This window comes from Halomonas sp. BL6 (assembly GCF_006228115.1).
GTDB classification, from domain to species: domain Bacteria; phylum Pseudomonadota; class Gammaproteobacteria; order Pseudomonadales; family Halomonadaceae; genus Vreelandella; species Vreelandella piezotolerans.
On sequence record NZ_VDGL01000002.1, the window covers coordinates 500,818 to 520,769 of the forward strand.

Below are 19,952 nucleotides of genomic sequence, written 5' to 3' on the forward strand. Positions count from 1 at the left end.
GCCTCCGTTAAGCGCGTTCGATCAGGGTAGCAATTCCCTGCCCCACACCTACGCACATGGTGCACAGCGCGTAGCGCTTGCCGCTGTTGTGCAGCTCATGAGCCGCGGTCATCAACAAGCGCGCACCGGACATACCCAGCGGGTGGCCCAGCGCAATCGCGCCGCCATTGGGGTTCACACGGGGGTCGTCGTCTTCAAGGCCCAAGTCGCGCATACAGGCCAGCGCCTGGGCGGCAAACGCTTCGTTGAACTCGAATACATCGATCTCATCCATCGAGATACCGGTGCGTTCGAGCAGTTTCTGCACCGCTGGTACCGGGCCGTAGCCCATGATGCGCGGCTCGACGCCCGCCGTGGCCATGCCGATGATTTTCGCCATCGGCTTGAGACCGTGCTGCTTGACCGCCGCCTCGCTGGCGACCAGCATGGCTGCCGCGCCGTCGTTCACACCGGAGGCGTTGCCAGCGGTGACGCTGCCGCCATCACGGAACGGCGTCGGCAGCGCCGCTAGTTTTTCCAACGTGGTTTCCCGCAGGTGCTCGTCCTGATCGAAGATCAGCGGTTCCTGCTTGCGGCGGGGAATCTCGATGGCCGTAATCTCTTGGGCAAAACGCCCGGCTTTTTGGGCCGCCGAGGCTTTCTGCTGGGAGCGCAGGGCAAACGCATCCTGGTCTTCCCTAGAGATATTGAACTGTTCGGCGACGTTTTCTGCCGTTTCCGGCATGGAGTCGATGCCAAAGGTTTTCTTCATCAGCGGGTTGACCAAGCGCCAGCCGATGGTGGTGTCTTCGATTTTCTGGCCGCGGGAAAAGGCGCTGTCGGCCTTGCCCATCACGTAGGGCGCGCGAGACATGGATTCCACGCCGCCTGCCAGCGCCAGCGCCATCTCACCGGCTTTGACCGCGCGAAACGCCGTGCCCACCGCATCCATGCCCGAACCGCACAGGCGGTTCATCGTGGTGCCGGGCACCGAGGTGGGAATGCCCGCCAGCAGCGACGACATCCGCGCCACGTTGCGGTTATCTTCGCCGGCCTGGTTGGCACAGCCCATGAACACTTCTTCGATGGCGGCGGGGTCGAGACCCGGCGCTTCCGCTAATACCGCTTTAAAAATCGTGGCGGCGACATCATCCGGACGCACGCTCGCCAACGTGCCGCCAAAGCGGCCAATCGCGGTGCGGCGGGGATGACATAGATAAACGTCACTCATGGCAAACTCCTCATGCGCCCGCGTGGGCTTGCTCGGTGCGGGCTTTTAGCTCGCGCAAAATGGTCAGCTCGTGGGCACTGGGCTCGGGAGTGCTTTCGAGCTGCTCGGCAAAGCGGATGTCCCAGCCGGTCGCATCGATGACGTCTTCGCGGCTAACGCCAGGATGCAGCGAGACGACGACCAGCTCCTTGGTGTCGGGGTCAGGCTTCATCACGCACAGGTCGGTGATCACCCGAGTCGGGCCCTTGCCGATGTTGGGTACGTTGTCGCGGCCTTTGCCGTCGCGGCCAAAGCCTAGCGTGGTCACGAAATCGACGTCTTTTACAAAGGCGCGCTTGGAGTGCTTCAGCGTGATGAACACCTCGCCAGCGTTGGTGGCGATTTCCGGCGCGCCGCCGCCGCCCGGCAGTCGTACCTTGGGCGCTTTGTAATCACCAATCAGCGTGGTATTCAGGTTGGCAAAGCGGTCGATTTGCGCGGTGCCCAAAAAGCCCACGTCGATTTTGCCGCCCTGCAGCCAGTAGCGGAACATCTCCGGCACCGCCACGGTGGTCAGCGCCGACTCGCACAGCTCGCCATCGCCTATCGAGAGCGGCAGGGTATCGGGCTTGGTTTGCAGCGTGCCGGATTCGTAAATCAGCACCACGTCCGGCGCATGGGTGAGACGCGCCAAATTCGCGGCTTCAGAAGGCAGGCCGATGCCGACGAAGCAGGTCATGCCGTTTTCGAGCGCCCGCGCCGCGGTGACCGACATCATTTCAGAAGAGGTGTATTCCAGACTCATCAGGCTTGGCCTCCTGCATTAAAGACGTTGTCGTCGAGCCACTGGGTAAAGGTGTCGCGGTCGCGAGCGATGGCATCCCACTCTTTGTAGAAGCGGTTGCTGCGGCCGTAGTAGCCGTGGGTATAAGAAGGCAGGGCCCCTTTTTCAGCGACGGCGATGGCGCTAATGGCCCAGCTGGGAATCACGCAGGCGTTGGGAGTCGCCCTCAGGTCATCGACAATCTCTTCCACCGTGACGATGCTGTGCTTGGCAGCCAGTACCGCCTCTTTTTGTACCCCGACGATACCCTCGACCAGCACGTTGCCCTGGCGATCCGCCCGCTGGGCGTGAATGATCGACACATCCGGCCGCACCGCAGGAACCGCGGCCAACCGCTCACCGGTGAACGGGCAGTCGATGAACTTGATCTGGTCGTTGACGCTGGGCAGCTCGCTGCCGATGTAGCCGCGGAACACCGCCAGCGGCAACCCGGCCGCCCCCGCTTCGAAGGCGCAGGCCATCGCCGCGTGACTATGCTCCAGAATCTCGATCTTGCACGGCCAGCCTTTCTCGACGGCATCACGCAGGCGGTGCAGCGAGCCGACACCAGGGTTACCGCCCCAGGAGAAGATGACTTTTTTGGCACAGCCCGCGCCGATCATTTGGTCGTAAATGATATCGGGGGTCATGCGAATCAGCGTCAGGTCACGCTTTTTCTGACGGATCACTTCGTGACCTGCCGCAAAAGGAATCAGGTGGGTAAAGCCTTCCATGGCCACGGTAGCGCCGTCTTCGACGAAGCGCGCTACCGCGTCATGCAAGCTGAGAAACTCGGCCATGATGGGTGCCTCTTAGCTGGTCGTTGCCATACTTGTTGGTATTTGTTCGTCAGACGAACACAGATTCTCAATACGAACAAGTTACTTCCGAACACCTATCGGGTCAAATGGCGGTGGCGTTTCCCAGACAGCGAGCGAACGGCACGGACAAATCGAGTGAATCAAAAAAACATGGATAAACAGACGCTTAATCCGACATCAGCCAGGCACGGGCACGCTTCACCTGCTCCTTGCTGCTACCAAGGTATAAAGCTGGGTCGCAGGCATCTCGCAGCGCATCGGCGTCGATGACGTCTTTCACGTCAGGATGGCTCGAGAGCACGTCTGCGTAGGCGCGGGCTTCTCGACGCGCGGTCTCCGCCGCGTCGGCACTGACGGCTTTGGCCTTCTCGGTGCCTAACGTGGGAGCCAACAATCGGGCGACCGGTTCGGCCATGATGCCCCCGCCCGTGGCCGTCAAATTGCGCGCCATGTTCTCAGCGTTCACGTCGAGCCCCTCCAGCAGCACGGCGACCTGCTCCAAGGCGCCTTCTACCAGTAGAGCGCTTTCGATCAACGGCGCCCACTCGGCATGCCATTCGCCCAGTCCACGCTCGAGAGGTTGCGCCGCAGCGCTCATCACGACGCTGGTATGGCCATGCACGAGCCGCGCGGCTCCCTTGATCAGTGCGCTACGTACCGGGTTACGCTTATGCGGCATCGACGAGGACTCGCCCATGCCGGGCGCGGAGGGCTCCGCCACTTCGCCCACTTCGGTTTGCGTCAGTAGCGACACATCCAGGGCGATTTTTTCAGCGGCTCCCGCGACGGCATCCAATGCCGTACCGAGGGCATGGATCGGGTAGCGGTCGGTATGCCAGGGGAGCACCGGCGACGCCAACCCTAGCCGCTCGGCCAGCGCGTCCATCCAGTCGAGCCCCAAATGCCCCCAGCCCGAGTGCACGCCCACTGCGCCGCCGAACTGTACGGGCAGCGCCACGTCCATCAAGCGGCGTCGACTCTGCTCTAGGCCAATCGCCCAGTGGGCCACCTTTACTCCGAAGGTGATCGGCAGCGCCTGCTGCATCAGCGTACGCCCCACCATCACGGTATCCCCATGCGCGCTCATCAACGCCAGCGCCGCCGCACGGCAGCGCAGCAGTAGGTCGTTCAGCGCGGCCAAACGCGGTGTCAGTAGCAGCATCAGCGCCGAATCGACGACATCCTGGCTAGTCGCTCCTTGATGCCAGTAGCGTTTCAGCTCATCAGGAAGCAGTGATCGCCCCTGCTTCACGAAGGGAATTGCTACATTGCCACCACTGGCAATGCCTTCTGCCATGGCATCGACGCTGAAGGTGGCCTTTTCTAACCGATCGCGTATTTGCTGGCTCACCCCGGCAGGTACGGCTCCACTGGCTTCCTGCACTTCCGCCAGGGCGAGCTCGAAGGCCAGCATGGCCTTCACCATGGCCTGCTCATCACAGGCGTCCAAGGCAGGCTGGCTCATGAAGGGGTGTTGGGTAAAGATGGCGGGCATGGCAACGACGTCTCCGTTAGCAACGCCTTGGCAACTGCGTACCAAGAGGCAAGGGTCCTGAGCGCACGCACACATTTGTACTTATGTTCGCTCAACGAACTATAGGCTAAAGAGACCGCTACCTATCAAGCAACCAAAATTTAACAATAGGCGCTACGCTGCTCACGATGACGTTGCTAGGGGGTTGCCATCGCAGGGTCATCCGGCAGCACGTATCGCATCACCATGTCCGTGACATGGTCTTCCAATTTGCGCTGATTCTCCGGCGTCATTTGTTGCCAGTCGAAAATGCGCGAAAACGTATGCTGATTGGAGACATTGAAAAATGAGAGTGCGCTAATCAGCCAGTGCAGCTCGCGGGGGTCGAGCCCTTCACGAAAACAGCCCGCCTCGACACCGCGGCTGTAGACGTTGGTAAGCGCGTCGATCACGCCTGCGTTCAGCGATTGGATCAGTTTCGATTGCGCCAGATAGCGGCCATGATGGATGTTCTCGATCATCACCAGGCGAATGAAGTCGGGATTTTTGGCGTGATGGCAGAACGTAAACCGCACCAATCGGCTCAGCGCCTCTACCGGAGCCAAATGATTTAGCTGCAGTTCCGTTTCTTGTAAACGCACTTTTTGATACGCCGCTTCCAGCGTATGCAAGTAGAGCGTCTCTTTGTCTTTGAAGTAGTAGTAAATCATACGCTTGGAGGCACGCGTCTTTTCGGCGATTTCGTCTATGCGTGCCCCTGACAAGCCTTTTTCCGAGAATTCGCGCGTGGCGACGGCAAGAATGTCGGCCTGGACAGACTCGGGGTCGTTTTTACGACCGCGCCGTGGAGAAGGGGACGAAGAAGCGTTGGATGTGGCGGTCATCGAGGGGCCTTTATTATCGTGATCGTCTTTGGTCTAGTATGCCACACCTTGACTGAACGTACCATTTCGTACATTGTTGTTTTGGACACGGTGAAATGGCCATGTGCGCCACCTTCATGGCTTTTCAAACCCCATGACAATGGCTCGATAAGAGGACAACAATAATGTCTCTACGCCCCCTGCTCTCACTACCAACAACATCCATGAAACGCACGCTGACAGTGACGATTGCTTCAGCAGCACTGCTGACGGCGGCGAATGCCTCGGCACAAACCCTACGTTTTGCCCATGTGGACCCCGACGACTGGACGACCTCCAAAAAAGGGGCCGCCGGTCAGGTCTTCAAAAACCTCGTCGAAGCCGAAACCGACCTCACGGTCGAGCTCTATCCGGCGGGTGCGTTAGGTGGGGAAACCGAACTCATCGAAGGCGCGCAGGATGGCACCATTAGCATTGCGATGGTGTCCGGCGCCTATGCGAACTTCTGCCCGGCCGTCGCCGTCACGGACATTCCGTACACCTTCCCGTCAGCGCCCGTTGCCTGGGAAGTCATGGACGGTGAATTCGGTACGGCACTCGCCGAACACTGCCTAGAGCAAACCGGCCTGCGCACCCTGGCCTATGGCGAAACCGGCTTCCGTCATTTCACCAACTCCGTGCGCCCCATTCATACCCCCGAGGACATGCAGGGGCTGAAGTTCCGAGTACAAACCATCCCTCTCTACTTGGAAATGGTCAGCGCACTCGGCGGAGTGCCGCAGGGAATTGCCTGGGGTGAAGTACCGACGGCGCTGGCGACCGGCGTGGTCGATGGCCAAGAGAACCCCATCTCGGTGATCTACGGCAACAATTTCTACGAGTTCCAGGACTACCTGACCCTCGATCGCCATGTGTACGGTGTCGATCACATCCTGATCAACGATGAGATCTTCCAGTCGCTCTCCGAAGAAGAGCAAGCCGCCGTGAAGCGCGCGGCAGTGGTGGCAGGCACCACCGGTCGCGCCATCCAGCAGTTCAATTCCGCCGAGGGCATCACCAAGCTGCAGGCAGAAGGCATGGAGATCACTCAGCCCACCGCCGAGCAAATGGACGCTTTCCGCGAAGCCGCTCAGCCACCGGTTCAAGCCTATCTGCGCAACGAACTGGGCGATGATGCCGAGTGGATCGACCGCCTCGCATCCGCCGTGGATGAGGCCTCCTCACGCTTCTAACCGCCGTTTAACGTACGTGCTTGCGAGTAGGCACCGCGCCTACTCGCCTCCTTGCGTGCCTGACCATCGATCGAAGGTGCCCTTATGTCTGCTCTTCTCCGCCGGACACACCGTGGCCTCATACTTTTCAATGGCAGCCTGGCGGGGCTTGCCATTATGCTGATCTTCCTGCTGGTCGCGGGTAATGCCTTTGCGCGTTACACCTATGGCGGCTCCATTAGCTGGGGAGAAGACACCGCCATTTACCTGATGATTTACGGCCTGATGTTCGGGATGTCCTGGGCCTATTTGCAAGACAAACACATCGGCTTCGATCTCATCCGCCGTTTACTGCCCGCGCACTGGGTGCGTTGGCAGGCGGTTACGGTCGACGTCGTCGTGCTCGCCGTGGGTGTCGGCTTGATGGTATCGGCGGTCGAGTTCATCTCGGCGCGAGGCGGGCGCACGTCGTCGAGTACCGGCATGCCCATGTGGCTGTTTCAAGCGTCCATGTTGCTGGGCGGCGGGTTACTGAGCCTCTCGGCGCTCGTTATGGGCGCGCTGCGACTGAGCCAGCCAACCCATGAGGAGGCATCCTCATGATTTTCATACTGCTCATCGCCCTCGTGTTATTGGGCGTGCCGTTTGCCTTTGCCATCCTCGGTTCACTCACGGTACTGATGGGCGCCGGCGATTTGCCCTACCATATCCGTATCGTCTCGCAGCAGTTTTTTGGTGGCATGGAGTCGTTTCCACTGCTGGCCATTCCGCTCTTCATTCTAGCGGGCGAGCTGATGAACGAAGCCGGTATCACCCACCGCATCATCAACCTTGCCAGCGCCATCGTGGGCCGCCTCAAGGCAGGGCTTGCCCACGTCAATATCTGGGCATCGGTGATTTTTGCCGGACTGTCCGGCTCCGCGATTGCGGATACGTCCGCGCTTGGCCGGGTGTTCATTCCCTCGATGGAAAAAGAGGGCTACCCGCGTGACTTTGCCGCCGCCCTCACCGCGGCGTCGTCCGTGATTGGTCCCATCATTCCGCCGAGCATTCCGGTCATCATCTATGCATTGACGGTCTCGGGCGTCTCCGTGCCAGGGCTCTTTTTGGCCGGCATCGTCCCTGGTGTCTTACTCGCCCTTGGGCTGTCGATTTACGTGTACTTCTTTGCAGGCGACCTGAGCACGGCGACGGTAAAGCAACAGTCACGGCGTCATGCGTTACTGCATGGCCTGCTTCCCGCACTCATGCCGGTATTCGTGGTGGGCGCCATTCTCGCGGGCATGGTCACCCCCACCGAGGCCGCTGCGTTTGCCGTGGTGTACGCGCTGATTCTCGGCGTGGTGCTCTATCGCAACATCAAACTGATCGACCTACCCGCCATTTTTGCCCGCGCCATGCGCGATAGCGCGGTGATCATGGTCATCATGGGTGCCGTCGCCGCCGCCAACTGGGTGTTAACGTTCGAGCGCGTGCCCAACATGCTGACGGAATGGGCCTTGATGAGCATCGATACCCAGTGGACGTTCCTCATTGCCGTCATTCTGCTGCTGCTGGTGGTCGGGCTATTTTTGGAAGGGATTGCCGCTATCTTGGTGCTCGTTCCCATTCTTCACCCGATTGCCATGGCGCTGGGCATCGATCCCTTGCACTTCGGCATCGTGGTGATCTTCAACCTGATGATGGGACTGATCACACCGCCCATGGGGCTCTGCCTCTTCGTGGCGGACTCCGTGTCGGGCGTAGGCATGGGGCCTATCATCCGTCGCATCATGCCCATGCTCGCCGTTCAGTTCCTGATCCTGCTGCTGATTACCTTCGTACCGTCCTTAGTCACGTTCCTGCCGCGTTTGGCGGGCTACTGATCGCCACTCTTACAAGGAGCATGATGCCATGTACTCATCGATTGCTACCGTTTGCCTCAGCGGTTCGCTGGAGGAAAAAGTCGATGCGATTGCTCAGGCGGGTTTCGAGGGGCTCGAGCTGTTCGAAAACGACTTGACGGCCTTCTCAGGCACGCCTCGGGAAGCCGGCGAACTCATTCGCTCCCGCGGCTTGAAGCTGGTGACCCTGCAACCTTTTCGCGACTTCGAAGGACTGCAGGGCCGCGCGCGGGAGCGCGCCTTTGATCGCGCCGAGCATAAGTTCGATCTAATGGAAGAGCTCGGCACCGATTTGCTGATGGCCTGCAGCACCGTCCATCCGGATGCCCTGCCAGGCATTAGCCGCGCGGCCGATGACTTTTTCGAGCTGGGCGAACGCGCCGCAAAACGGCAGTTACGCGTGGCCTACGAAGCCCTGGCCTGGGGCCGACACATCCACGACTACCGCGATAGCTGGGAAGTGGTACGCCGCGCGGCGCATCCGCACGTGGGCCTGGTGCTGGATACCTTCCATATCTTCTCGCGCCAGACGGAGCTGGGCACCCTGGGCCGCATTCCCGGTGACCGTATCTTTTTGGTCCAGACCGCCGATGCGCCGCGCCTGTCGATGGATCACCTATCGTGGAGCCGACACTACCGCTGCTTCCCGGGACAGGGCGAGCTACAGATGGATCGTTTCATGGCCATGCTGGACGAGACGCGCTACGACGGTCCGCTCTCCCATGAGATCTTTAACGATGTGTTCCGCATGGGCCACAGCGACCAAACCGCGCGCGATGGGCTGCGCTCCTACCATTTACTGCGCAGTATGCAGGGGGATAGCGGCATTCCCGCACCGCAGCCCATCGAGTCCGTCGCCTTTCTCGAAATAGCCGTCGAGCCCGAGGACTTGACGCCGCTGCGCGAGCTGCTGAGCGCCCTGGGCATGGCCTGCGTCGGTCGACACCACACGCTGGACGCCGAGCGCTGGGCGGCGGGCGACGTCAACCTGGTGCTGAATACCGAGTCGAGCTTTACCGGGCGCGTACCGGGCCGTGACGCTACGGCCGTGACGGCGATTGGCCTTCGGGTGGGTAACGCTTATGAAGCGTTCAAGCGGGCCGATAAACTCGGTTACGAGATCGTCGAGCCTGAAGACGTGGGCGCGAGTCACCGCATGAGCGCGCTGCGTAACGTCGATGGCAGCCTCTCGTATATCATCGACGACTCGCAGCTGAGCCGTACATGGGATCGCGAGTTTCCCCTAGAGCGCCAGCCAGTGCCTCAAGGATCGCTGGTGGATATCGACCATATCAGCGTGGCGCTCTCCTACCATGACTACCTGTCGCTGATGCTGCAGTACCGCGCCATCTTCCAACTAGAGGTGACTCCCTCGTTCGACGTCACCGACCCGCGCGGTTTGATTCAAAGCCAAGTACTGCAAAACGGCAATGGTCGTTTTCGTTTAGCGCTCAATGCCAGCGCCTCACCAGACACGGCCAGTAACCGCTTCGTTCGCCAGTACGGCGGGTCGGGCGTTCACCATATCGCTCTGAGCACCACGTCCCTGCGTGATACCAGTGCTGCGTTACATAAGGCAAACACCCCCGTGCTGCCGATACCCAGCAACTACTATCGCGACCTGGCGGCGCGCTTCGACCTACCGGCGCAAACCCATGCCTGGATGCAGGAGCACCACATCCTGTTCGACCAGGACGCTCACGGCGACTTCCATCAGCTCTATACGCAACCCAACCACAAAGCCTTTTTCATCGAATTAGTGCAGCGAGAAGGCTACCAGGGGCTCGGCGCGCCGAATGCCTTCGTGCGGGTCACGGCACAGCAACGCCTGGAAGCAGATCGCATAGCCTCAGATATCAATAGCGACACGGGAGAGCGCCCCGCATGATCACGTTAGGACTCGTCGGCGAAGGTATCGCCAAATCACAATCTCCCGACCTTCACGAACGCCTAGGCGCATCGCTGGGTCTAGCCGTCCGCTACGACTTGGTCGACAGCCTGGGTATCGCGGATTTCGACTTTGCCAGCGCCATTCAACAGCTGCGCGCAGAAGGATACCGGGGCACCAACGTCACCTTTCCCTTCAAAGAGACAGCCGCCAAATTAGCGGACATCTGTGGAGCCGGTGTGCAGCGGGTCGGCACCGCCAATACGCTCTTGTTCGATGAACAGGGATTGCGTGCCGAAAACACCGACTATACCGGGTTCATCAGCGCCTACCGCCATTCGTTTGGCAACCAGCCGGCGGGCGATGTCTTGTTGATCGGTGCCGGTGGCGTGGGACGCGCCGTGGCGTGCGCGCTCGGCGAACTGTCGGCCCGCTGCATCCATATTTTGGAGCGCGACGCGCAGCGTGCCGACACCCTATGCCAGGATCTGAATGCCATGGGCATTGCCGCCACGTGCGTGTCAGCCGAACAGGCCACGCGCGAGCTGCCCACCTGGCAAGGGGTCGTGAACTGCACCCCCATTGGCCACATCAACCATCCCGGCTGCCCCATCGACACCGCAGGCCTGGGTGCCCAGCACTGGGTATTCGATGCGGTATACATTCCGGCCCATACCGAGCTCTTGAAAGCGGCGCACGAGGCCCATGCCAACACGCTCTCCGGCGTCGACCTGTTCGTCTTTCAGGGAGTGGATGCGTTTCGGTTTTTTACTCAGGGGCAGCTCGACCCAGAGCAGATCACACCGCATGTGATTCCCCTGCGCACTCACTACGTCGAGCAACTCGTTGCACAAAAACCCCAGCGCGCTTCATGACACCCCCATAAATTAGCGTACAATAATTCGCTCATCGAACGCTCATTGCGCGCCGCACCGGGGAGCCGACCATGCTCGATATTCTAGCCATTACCACGCCCATTTTTTTGCTCATGGGTATTGGCTATGTGGCGCGCTGGGGCGGGATCATTCAACGCGAACAGCTGCAAGGCGTGGGCGTTTTCGTGCTGTACTGCGCCTTGCCCGCCCTGGTGATTCGCGCGCTGACCCAGCAGCCGCTGAGCGACATTTTTCAGCCGAGCTACCTGTTGGCCTACGGGTTGGGATCGCTCTTCGTGCTGTGCGCGGGCTTGGTGCTCTGCTGGAAACTACAGCGCCAACCGCTGAACGCGAGCGCCATGCAGGCACTCGGCATGACCGCCTCCAATAGCGGATTCGTCGGCTACCCGGTCGCCGCCATGGTCATCGGCTCACCGGCAGCGGTGCTCTTAGCGCTCAATATGCTGGTGGAAAACCTGCTGATCATTCCCGCCGCGCTCATTCTTGCCGAGATGGGCAACCAGCAGGGCTCGAACGTGTGGCAGACCCTGCGACAGACGGCACGGAATCTGGCGAAAAATCCTTTGCTGATCGGCTTGACCGTCGGGGTCGTCATCGCAGGCACGGGTATCGACATGCCTCTCCCCATCGAGAAAGCGGTCCACATGCTGGCCGAAGCCGCCGGGCCCGCCGCCCTCTTCGTGATTGGTGGCTCGCTATTTGGTCTGCGTGCACAAGGTATGATGAGGGACGTGGGCCAAATCGTGGTGGGCAAGCTACTGCTTCACCCGCTGGCCATTTTGGTCGCGTGTCTCCTGGTACCGAGTATCGAGCCCGTCTACATGGCAGGCGCGCTGCTCTTTGCCGCGGCACCGATGATTAGCATCTATCCTCTATTGGGCCAGCGTTACCACTTGGGAGACGTGAGCGCTGCCGCCATGCTGGTCGCGACGGTCGCCTCCTTTTTTACGCTTAGCCTGCTGATTTGGCTCATGACACTGAGTGATTTAGTCGCCTTTTGAGCCTTTTGCCACATCGCACACGAGGAAGCATGCATGAGTCACGAACGTTCCCAACAAGACGTTGCCGTCGTCACGGGCGGAGCACGTAACATCGGCCAAGCCATTGCCCTGCGCCTTCAGCAGGATGGCTATCGCGTCATCGTATTGGATATCGTCGAGCCGGAAGCGGAATCGCTACAGGCAGACGCCTACCAAATCGACCTTGCCGACGCCGAAACGACCCGCCACCTCATGACGGATATCGCCAAGCGCTATCCCGTCACCCGGCTGATCAACAATGTCGGCATCGTGGCGCCCGCCCTGCTAGAGGAGGCGACCCTCGAGGATTTCGATACGCTGATGCAGCTGAACGTCCGCTCGGCGCTGATCTGCACCCAAGCGGTGCTGCCCGCCATGAAGGCGCAAGGTAGCGGACGCATCGTCGTGAACGCCAGCCGCGTGGTGCTCGGCAAAGAAGCGCGCTCCATTTACAGCGCCACCAAGGGGGCGCTGCAATCCATGGCCCGCACCTGGGCGCTGGAGCTGGCCGAGCACGGCATCACCGTCAACTGCGTTGCGCCAGGCCCCATTGCGACCAGTGCCTTTTGGCAAAACAATCCGCCCGACTCTGAGCGCGCGCGACGCATCATCGACAACATTCCGCTACGGCGCATGGGCCAGCCGGAAGACGTGGCCCAGGCAGTCAGCTTCTTTTGCGACGAGCGCAGCGGCTTCATCACCGGCCAGACGCTCTATGTGTGTGGCGGCGTCACGGTCGGGTAACCGCTGCCGCCCAGTGTAGCGGTAACGCCACTGGCCTCGTTTCACGATGGGTCGGTGGCAGCTCATGCGGCGCGGCGTGCGGACAGGAAACGGTAAAGCGCCAGGCCAATCGACCCTACCGTCAGGGCAATGAAGGCCCAGGTAATCGGCCCGCGCACGAAGATGGACAAGTCGTTGTGGCCGATCAGCAGCGAGCGGCGCAGGTTGTCTTCGAACATCGGGCCGAGAATGAAGCCGATCAAAAAGGGCGCTGCGGGTATCGCCGCTCGATTGAAGACATACCCCAACACCCCGAACGCCAGCATGAGCCATACGTCGAAGGTGTCGTTGTTCACGGCATACGCTCCGTAAACGCAGAACATCAAGACGATGGGAAAGAGGATCGACTTGGGAATGTCGGCAATGAGCGAAAAGTACTTGATGGCGACGTTGCCCACCACCAGCAGGACCACCGAGCTGAACATGATGCCCATGAAGAGCGCGTAAATCAGCGATAGATTCTCTTGGAACATGAGCGGGCCGGGCGTCAGACCGTGAACCATGAAGGCGCCCAAAATGATGGCCGTGATCACGTCGCCGGGGATACCGAGCGATAGCAGAGGAATCATCGTGGCACCGGCGACGCCATTGTTACCGGCCTCGGCCGCCGCGACGCCTTCCACTTCGCCCTTACCGAAATTCGCCTTACGAGGGGAGCGGCGGCGGGCGTCGCTATAAGAAATGAACGCCGCCGCCGTGGCGCCCGTCCCTGGAATGGCGCCAATGATCACGCCGATCAAACTCCCCCGCACGATGGTCGTCATGCAGCGTTTCAATTCAGCAAAGGCCAAACCCGCCCCGCTCGCTTTCGCCTTGATATGCGGTAGCGCTTTTCTGCGGTAGAACTCGATGATTTCTGGAATGGCAAATAGGCCGATCAGCAGCGGAATGAACGAGATGCTGTCCATCAAGTTGTAATTGCCAAAGGTAAACCGCTGAGAGCCGAAGACGTCGTCCAGCCCTACCAACGAGAGCAGAATACCCAGCAGTGCCGCCATCAACCCCTTGATCATCGAGCCGCTGGCCAACGAGATGATGATGGTGAGCGAAAAACAGATGAGCCAGAAGAATTCCGGTGCGCCAAAATTCAAGGCGATTTTCGCCAAGTAGGCGGCAAAAAAGATCAGCGCAATGTTCGAGATGAAATCGGCAATGACGGAGGAGTAGAGCGCCGTTTTCAGTGCCTTCTTGGCATGCCCCTGTTGTGCCATGGGGTAGCCATCGAGCAGGGTACAGGCGGAGGCGGGAGAGCCGGGCGTTCTGATCAAGATCGCCGTAATGGAGCCGCCGTACATCCCCCCTTTGTAGATACCCACGAGCAGTAAAATCGCCGCCACCGGCTGCATGGAGAAGGTGAACGGCAGCGCGAGCGCGACCGCCATGGTGGCGGTCAGCCCAGGAATCGACCCCACCACTACGCCGATCACGACCCCTAGCGCAATGGCGACGAAGTTGTCCAAACTAAAGAACAGCGCGACGACTTCCGAAAAATTTTCCATAGCTCACCCGAAACGTTGACAGCCCATCAGAAACCGATCGGCGATAGTGGAAGCGGTACATTCATCACGTTGACGAAGAGAAGTGTCACTGCGATAGGAAAGACAAAGGCCAAGCCATAGGCCCACCAGGTACGCACGGGATGCGCCACGAACAGGATGAGCGTTGCCAGGATACCGGTGAGTACCGCCCCCATCGCTTCGAACAGCGCGACATAGGTCAACAGCGCCGCCACCATCAGTACGAAGCGCCGCGTTGGACCTTTCTCGATCTGTCGTTCGTCGTCTTCGTGACGTCTGTCGAGCAGAAACCCTTGCAGAATCAGCAGAACCGAAAACAGCACGATCAGCCAGCCCACGATCCCCGGTAGCCAGCGCGGTGACATCATGGGGTTTTGTAAAATCGGCGGTTCATTGATGTAGTTCGGCACCAGATAGAACACCAGCGCCAATGAGAAGCACAGCAGGATGCCCCCTGCTATCACATCATTGACGTCTTTTATCCTTCGCTTAGCATCTGAGCGTGTCATGACGGCATTCCCCAGGGAAACAAGAAAGGCGAGAACGCAGGTTCTCGCCCCAGTGCACAACGTGAAGTGGTGTGACTTACTGGCTAATACCCGCCTGCTCGGCAACGTTTTCCCAGCGCTCTACTTCCGCAACGATGAACTGCTTGAACTCCTCGCCGGATACCTGACCCGGTTCAGCGCCTAGCTGTTCGACGAAGTCTAAAAACTCTTCACGTTCCATGACCTTGTTCAGGGCCTCTTGCATGGCGCTCTGGGCTTCTTCGGGGAAGGAGTTATGCGCAATCAAGCCAAACCACGCCGTGGTGATGAACTGATCGAGGTTATACTCACCAATTTCAGACAGCGTGGGCACATCCGGCAAGAATTCAGAGCGCTCGGCGGAGGTGACGGCCAGTGCGCGCAAATCACCCGAGCGGATATGCGAGAGCACGGTGGGCATGTTCTCGAACGAGACATCCACGTCCCCCCCCAGCAGCGCAGGCAGCGCGGCGCCACTTCCCGCAAACGGTACGGCCGTCATGTTGGTCTCGGTCAGCGTTTTGAACAGCTCGCCAGACATATGGATGGAGCTGCCCACGCCGCTGTGGCTAAACGTCATGTTCTCTTCTTTGGCGGCTTCCACGAACTCGATGACGCTTTCATAGGGACTGTCGGCGGGCACCACCATGACGTTGGGAATGTCGATCATGTTTTGCAGAAAAACGAAGTCGTTCACCGGGTCATAGCTCAGGTCGGGATAAATGGCTGCCCCAATCGTATGGCCTGGAGACGCCATGAGAATGGTGTGATCGGCGTCCCGGCCGCCGCGCGCAAGACGCCCAGTCCCTACCGTCGACCCCGCACCCGGGCGGTTTTCGACGACGACATTCGCATCGAGCTCTTGTTGCAGAAGGTCAGCGACGCGCCGAGAAAGTACATCCGTGGTACCGCCAGGCGCGTAAGGGACCACCAAGCGGATGTCATCGGTGGGCCACTCGTTGGCCGTGGCAGACGATACCGTCAGGCCCAAGGTGAGCGTGCTACCGACGGCAGCGAGACAGGCAGTGCGGAGGAGCTTGTTCATTATTATCATCCTGTGCGTTAATTATTGTTCGTATCACGTACATATATTCGCAGTATATGCCTTGAGATTACGTTGTTGCTAAGCGTTTAAAAAACACAACTTTAGTAGCATTTCGTCCAATAAGACCCAAAGCACCGGGACAACTCTATAAGTTCGCATAACGAACTTTTTTACGTTACCCTTTTCGGATGCTTTCGAACACAGTGGATATCGAACATGCAAGAAGAGATGCTTAGTACGGAGAGCCGCGACTTTGTCACTGCCTTAGCCAGCGGTTTGGAGGTCATACAAGCATTCGACGCTGAGCACCCGCGCATGACGTTGAGCGAAGTCGCCTCGCGCACCGGCATGAATAGGGCCAAAGCGCGACGCTTTTTGCTGACGCTGCATGCCTTGGGCTACGTACGCAAGGAGCAGCGCTACTTCGAGCTAGCGCCCCGCGTGCTCCAGCTAGGCTATGCGTTTTTGTCCGCCAATAATTACCAAGGCGTCATTCAGCAATACTTGGAAGAAATCACCGCCGAGACCGGCGAGTCGTCCTCGCTGGGCGTGCTAGACGGTCACGACGTGACCTATGTCGCGCGCTCGGCTGCCAAACACCGCCTCATGGCCATCACCCTATCGGTAGGCACACGGCTGCCCGCCGCGTACACCTCCATGGGGCGCATACTGCTGGCTCAACTCAGCGATGAAGCACTCGATCGCTTTTTGGCGACGATTACGCTCGAGCCCTTCACCGATAAAACCGTGACCGATGTCAACGAACTGCGCCACCGCATCGTCGAGGCACGCCAGCAAGGGTATGCCATTTCGGATCAGGAGTTGGATTCGGGCCTACGCTCCATCGCGGTACCGGTGTACGACGCTAAAAAGCACTTGATGGGGGCCATCAACATCAGCACCAACGCGGCTCGAGTCGACCTCGACACGTTGGTGAACGTTTACTTACCGGTGATACGGAGCAAAGTCGCCCACATACGTGCGACCATCAACTAGCCATCACCGCCTCGAGCGCCGCTTTATAGCCCTGCACGCCAAGCCCCGCAATCACGCCATCGGCGCGTAGCGAGACGTAGGAGTGGTGACGAAACGACTCGCGCTTATGCACGTTGGAGAGATGCACTTCGATGACGCGGCCATCGAAGGCGTTCAATGCATCGAGAATCGCCACCGAGGTATGCGTATAGGCCGCCGGATTGATGATGATGGCCCGGGTGCCGTCCACCCTCGCCGCGTGGATGGCATCGATGAGCGCTCCTTCGTGGTTACTCTGCAGGCACGTGATCTCCCAGCCGCCCATCACCGCTTTTTCGCGCAGCAGGTTATTCACGTCGTCTAGGGTGTCGAAGCCATAAATCTCTGGCTGACGTGTGCCCAGTAGATTGAGATTAGGCCCATGTAACACCAATACTTTGTCCTGCTGCATCGTGCCCTCCTAAGGTGATGTGATCGAATCATGGCAAACGTTGGTCGCCACGTTCTAACACCTTCCTTTGAGCACTGCCAGCGCCGCGTCCAGCGATGCCTGCTCGCGGCTTGCGTAGAGCGCAATTTCATCGATCACATCGGCCCCTAGGTCGTGCTCGAACTGCGCTTGGTTGGCCTGACTGGCGTATTCGTCGCGCTCCTCGCCGCCCAGATTGGACTGGAAGATACCCGCCGCGCTGACCGGCAGGAAATCTTCGTAGATCATGGGTTGGCAGAACAACGCTCCCTGATCGACGAGTGCTTCCAAGGTCTCCGCATCGATGTGTTCAGGCAGCGATACCTTAGCGTCAGGAGCGGCGTAGTAGTGGAAGAAGGCGAGCCCTTCACGACGCAGCGTATCGAGATCATCGGGGAACGCTTGAAACACCTCGGCCAGCTGCGCTTGGTGGGTGGCGTTATCCTGGGCAGCGGGTAACTGCCGCGACTGGGCCAAGAGCTGGTCGTAGAGCGCTCGTCCTTTCTGCGTCAAGGCAACGCCGCGCTGCTCGATTTCACCGAAGCGGGCGGTGTGATGACCGGCCACGCTATCGGCAAAGGTAATCGTCTCTTCCAGCGCTTTGAAGCTGGTTTGGCGAAGCAGAATCGGGCAGCGTCGACGGGGCGGGCCTTCGATCACCGCCTTAGGGTCGATGCCGACGCTCGGCATCTGCTGCTGTACCGCATCGATATCCAAGGTGCGCGGCGTCAGGTGATTGATATGCGGGCCGTGAAAACTCACCACGTCGGCAATCAACCGATGCTCTTGATGCAAACGGTCGTAGGTGGCGCGGTCGACGGTGGCATCGTGATGCCAGCGGAACGTATCGAGCGCGGCCTGCACGAACGCTTCGGCATCGGCAGCGTTCAAGCCCCCTTGCGCTTCGCAGCGGGCAATCAGCGCTTGCGCCTCGGGGGTGACGATCTCACGATGGGAGAGAATTTCCCGCGCCTGCTCGCGAAGCGCTGCGTTTTCGATGAGCTCTAGACGCAACAGCGAGGTAAAGACGCGGAAGGGATTACGCCTCAACGCGTCGTCGTCCACCGGACGAAAGGCCGTCGAGTGCACCGGCACACCGGCAGCCGCCAAGTCGTAGTAACCCACCGGATACATGCCCATGACCGCAAACATGCGCCGCAGCAGCGCCAGCTCTTCGGGCAGGCCGACCCGGATCGCTCCATGACGCTCGACGCTCAGGCGCGCCAGCTCGTCGGACGCTTCGAGCGAGCGGGCGAGGTCGGCATCGTCTGCCAGCACGTCACGATTCACACGCTCCACCAGCGATAGCAGCGTGCCGTATTGCGGTACTTCCTGTTGATACATCGCCGACATCGCTTTGGAGAAGTGATCGCGAATATCGTCGGCGCTTACATAAGCAGCATCCATGGGGCGTTCCTGTCGATTGTCTTGTGAGCGTTGTAATGATCGCCATAGTAGCGCTGTAGCGACGGGGAGAGTTTCATAAATGTGGCCGTTATCTTCATGAACACGCCTTGCACCACCGCCACAGCGGGCGATGTTAAGGTTACACTAACTTTTTTATACGTTACTTTGGCTACTGTCGACAAAGGCTACCGTTGCGATGACCGCCCCATGCTCGCCCCTACCGCTCTATCTTGGCTTGCCCATGTGGGCCAATCAGGATTGGCAGGGTGGCCTCTACCCGCGCCAGGCCAAAACCGACCTGCTGAGCGACTACGCAGCAGTGTTTTCCAGCGTCGAGGGCAATACGACGTTTTACAGCGGTGCGCCCAAATCCGACACCATCGCTGCTTGGGCCCGCCAAGCCCCAGCGCACTTTCGCTTCTGCTTCAAACTGCCCGCGAGCGTGACGCATGACCAGCGCCTCGGCAGTTTGACCGCTGCTTGGAAGTTCATCGACGCACTGACCCCGCTTCATGACCGGCTAGGTCCGACCATGGTGCAGCTACCGCGCGATTTTGGCCCTTCAGAGCTGCCTAAGCTGGAAGCGCTGCTTGCCCACTGGCCAGTGCATCTGCCCTGCGCCGTGGAGGTGCGCCACCCTGTTTTTTTCCACAAGGGTGAGGAGGAGAAAGCCTTCAACCAATTGTTGATAACTTATGGCGCCAACCGTGTGATGCTTGATGTGCGCCCCGTGTTCTCGACCCCTGCCAATGGCCATGCAGGTCTCGCTCACGCCCAACAGGAAAAGCCGAAACTCCCGCTACACGTGCTCTCCACGGCAGATCGACCGATCATTCGCTTCATTGGCCATATTGACAAAGCCATCAATACTCGCTACTTCGAGCCGTGGATAGATCGTCTCTCCCTGTGGATAAATCAGGGGAAAACCCCTTTCTTATTTGTGCATACAGCGGATAACCGAGCGTCGCCAGAGATGGCTCGCCATCTTTACCACACCCTCCAACGGCGCATTTCACTACCGCCACTCGCCCTCTTCGCTGACGAAAAGCAGAGCCAGCTATTCTAAGGCCTCTTTTTAGACGAGCTGACTGGCAAGCCCCCCTATGATCGGATAAATTGCGCGTTCTTTCGGAAAAGCACGCTGGCAATCTCTCTATTTCCG

General features: G+C 59.5%; 19 protein-coding genes. 9 read left to right on the forward strand and 10 right to left on the reverse strand.

Annotated features, from left to right (window positions below; genetic code table 11):
• Window positions 1-7: 7 nt before the first annotated feature.
• The 5 genes from pcaF to FHJ80_RS05910 all read right to left on the reverse strand — a co-directional run bounded on the left by pcaF (window position 8) and on the right by FHJ80_RS05910 (window position 5,191).
• A complete protein-coding gene (gene pcaF / locus FHJ80_RS05890) occupies window positions 8-1,210 on the reverse strand; it encodes a 3-oxoadipyl-CoA thiolase (RefSeq protein WP_139526082.1) in 1,203 nt (400 codons plus the stop codon).
• A gap of 10 nt (window positions 1,211-1,220) precedes the next feature.
• Window positions 1,221-1,988, reverse strand: coding sequence for a CoA-transferase subunit beta (locus FHJ80_RS05895; RefSeq protein ID WP_304363348.1), 768 nt, complete (start codon window positions 1,986-1,988; stop codon window positions 1,221-1,223).
• Window positions 1,989-1,993: 5 nt separating this feature from the next.
• The gene (locus FHJ80_RS05900) at window positions 1,994-2,812 is read right to left on the reverse strand and encodes a CoA transferase subunit A (protein ID WP_139526084.1); all 819 of its coding nucleotides are present in this window, start codon (window positions 2,810-2,812) and stop codon (window positions 1,994-1,996) included.
• Window positions 2,813-2,999: 187 nt separating this feature from the next.
• Window positions 3,000-4,328 carry an adenylosuccinate lyase family protein gene (locus tag FHJ80_RS05905; RefSeq protein ID WP_139526085.1) on the reverse strand — a complete coding sequence of 443 codons (1,329 nt, stop codon included), beginning with the start codon at window positions 4,326-4,328 and terminating at the stop codon, window positions 3,000-3,002.
• Window positions 4,329-4,504: 176 nt separating this feature from the next.
• On the reverse strand, window positions 4,505-5,191 hold the full coding sequence (locus FHJ80_RS05910; protein ID WP_139526086.1) for a TetR/AcrR family transcriptional regulator: 687 nt from the start codon (window positions 5,189-5,191) through the stop codon (window positions 4,505-4,507).
• Window positions 5,192-5,355: 164 nt separating this feature from the next.
• On the opposite strand from FHJ80_RS05910, the gene FHJ80_RS05915 reads away from it, so the two are divergent.
• From FHJ80_RS05915 to FHJ80_RS05945, 7 genes are all read left to right on the forward strand, one after another.
• Entirely contained in the window at window positions 5,356-6,402 is a 1,047-nt protein-coding gene (locus FHJ80_RS05915; RefSeq protein ID WP_139526087.1) for a DctP family TRAP transporter solute-binding subunit, read from the forward strand.
• A gap of 84 nt (window positions 6,403-6,486) precedes the next feature.
• Window positions 6,487-6,984, forward strand: coding sequence for a TRAP transporter small permease (locus tag FHJ80_RS05920; protein ID WP_139526088.1), 498 nt, complete (start codon window positions 6,487-6,489; stop codon window positions 6,982-6,984).
• Window positions 6,981-8,246: a TRAP transporter large permease gene (locus tag FHJ80_RS05925; RefSeq protein ID WP_139526089.1), complete on the forward strand. Its 1,266-nt coding sequence runs from the start codon at window positions 6,981-6,983 to the stop codon at window positions 8,244-8,246. The genes FHJ80_RS05920 and FHJ80_RS05925 overlap by 4 nt, the downstream gene beginning before the upstream one ends.
• Before the next feature lie 28 nt (window positions 8,247-8,274).
• Window positions 8,275-10,152 carry a bifunctional sugar phosphate isomerase/epimerase/4-hydroxyphenylpyruvate dioxygenase family protein gene (locus FHJ80_RS05930; RefSeq protein WP_139526090.1) on the forward strand — a complete coding sequence of 626 codons (1,878 nt, stop codon included), beginning with the start codon at window positions 8,275-8,277 and terminating at the stop codon, window positions 10,150-10,152.
• Window positions 10,149-11,027, forward strand: coding sequence for a shikimate dehydrogenase (locus FHJ80_RS05935; RefSeq protein WP_139526091.1), 879 nt, complete (start codon window positions 10,149-10,151; stop codon window positions 11,025-11,027). The genes FHJ80_RS05930 and FHJ80_RS05935 overlap by 4 nt, the downstream gene beginning before the upstream one ends.
• A 71-nt stretch (window positions 11,028-11,098) precedes the next feature.
• Window positions 11,099-12,049 (forward strand): AEC family transporter, encoded by a 951-nt coding sequence (locus FHJ80_RS05940; RefSeq protein ID WP_139526092.1) that lies wholly within the window; start codon window positions 11,099-11,101, stop codon window positions 12,047-12,049.
• 33 nt (window positions 12,050-12,082) lie between these two features.
• A complete protein-coding gene (locus FHJ80_RS05945; protein ID WP_139526093.1) occupies window positions 12,083-12,811 on the forward strand; it encodes an SDR family NAD(P)-dependent oxidoreductase in 729 nt (242 codons plus the stop codon).
• A gap of 62 nt (window positions 12,812-12,873) precedes the next feature.
• On the opposite strand, the gene FHJ80_RS05950 is transcribed toward FHJ80_RS05945, so the two are convergent.
• The 3 genes from FHJ80_RS05950 to FHJ80_RS05960 all read right to left on the reverse strand — a co-directional run bounded on the left by FHJ80_RS05950 (window position 12,874) and on the right by FHJ80_RS05960 (window position 15,939).
• Window positions 12,874-14,349 (reverse strand): tripartite tricarboxylate transporter permease, encoded by a 1,476-nt coding sequence (locus FHJ80_RS05950; protein WP_139526094.1) that lies wholly within the window; start codon window positions 14,347-14,349, stop codon window positions 12,874-12,876.
• 26 nt (window positions 14,350-14,375) lie between these two features.
• Complete coding sequence (locus FHJ80_RS05955) at window positions 14,376-14,876, reverse strand: tripartite tricarboxylate transporter TctB family protein (RefSeq protein ID WP_139526095.1); 501 nt, start codon at window positions 14,874-14,876, stop codon at window positions 14,376-14,378.
• 76 nt (window positions 14,877-14,952) lie between these two features.
• Window positions 14,953-15,939: a tripartite tricarboxylate transporter substrate binding protein gene (locus tag FHJ80_RS05960; protein WP_139526096.1), complete on the reverse strand. Its 987-nt coding sequence runs from the start codon at window positions 15,937-15,939 to the stop codon at window positions 14,953-14,955.
• A 216-nt stretch (window positions 15,940-16,155) separates the two neighbouring features.
• Here FHJ80_RS05960 and FHJ80_RS05965 point away from each other — a divergent pair, with 216 nt between their 5' ends.
• Complete coding sequence (locus tag FHJ80_RS05965; protein WP_139526097.1) at window positions 16,156-16,935, forward strand: IclR family transcriptional regulator C-terminal domain-containing protein; 780 nt, start codon at window positions 16,156-16,158, stop codon at window positions 16,933-16,935.
• Here FHJ80_RS05965 and aroQ read toward each other — a convergent pair.
• Window positions 16,928-17,365, reverse strand: a complete 438-nt coding sequence (gene aroQ / locus FHJ80_RS05970; RefSeq protein ID WP_139526098.1) for a type II 3-dehydroquinate dehydratase — start codon at window positions 17,363-17,365, stop codon at window positions 16,928-16,930. The genes FHJ80_RS05965 and aroQ overlap by 8 nt on opposite strands.
• Before the next feature lie 54 nt (window positions 17,366-17,419).
• Window positions 17,420-18,790, reverse strand: coding sequence for a VOC family protein (locus FHJ80_RS05975; protein ID WP_139526099.1), 1,371 nt, complete (start codon window positions 18,788-18,790; stop codon window positions 17,420-17,422).
• A 196-nt stretch (window positions 18,791-18,986) separates the two neighbouring features.
• Between FHJ80_RS05975 and FHJ80_RS05980 the strand changes: the two genes are divergently transcribed.
• Entirely contained in the window at window positions 18,987-19,856 is an 870-nt protein-coding gene (locus FHJ80_RS05980; protein WP_139526100.1) for a DUF72 domain-containing protein, read from the forward strand.
• Window positions 19,857-19,952 lie beyond the last annotated feature (96 nt).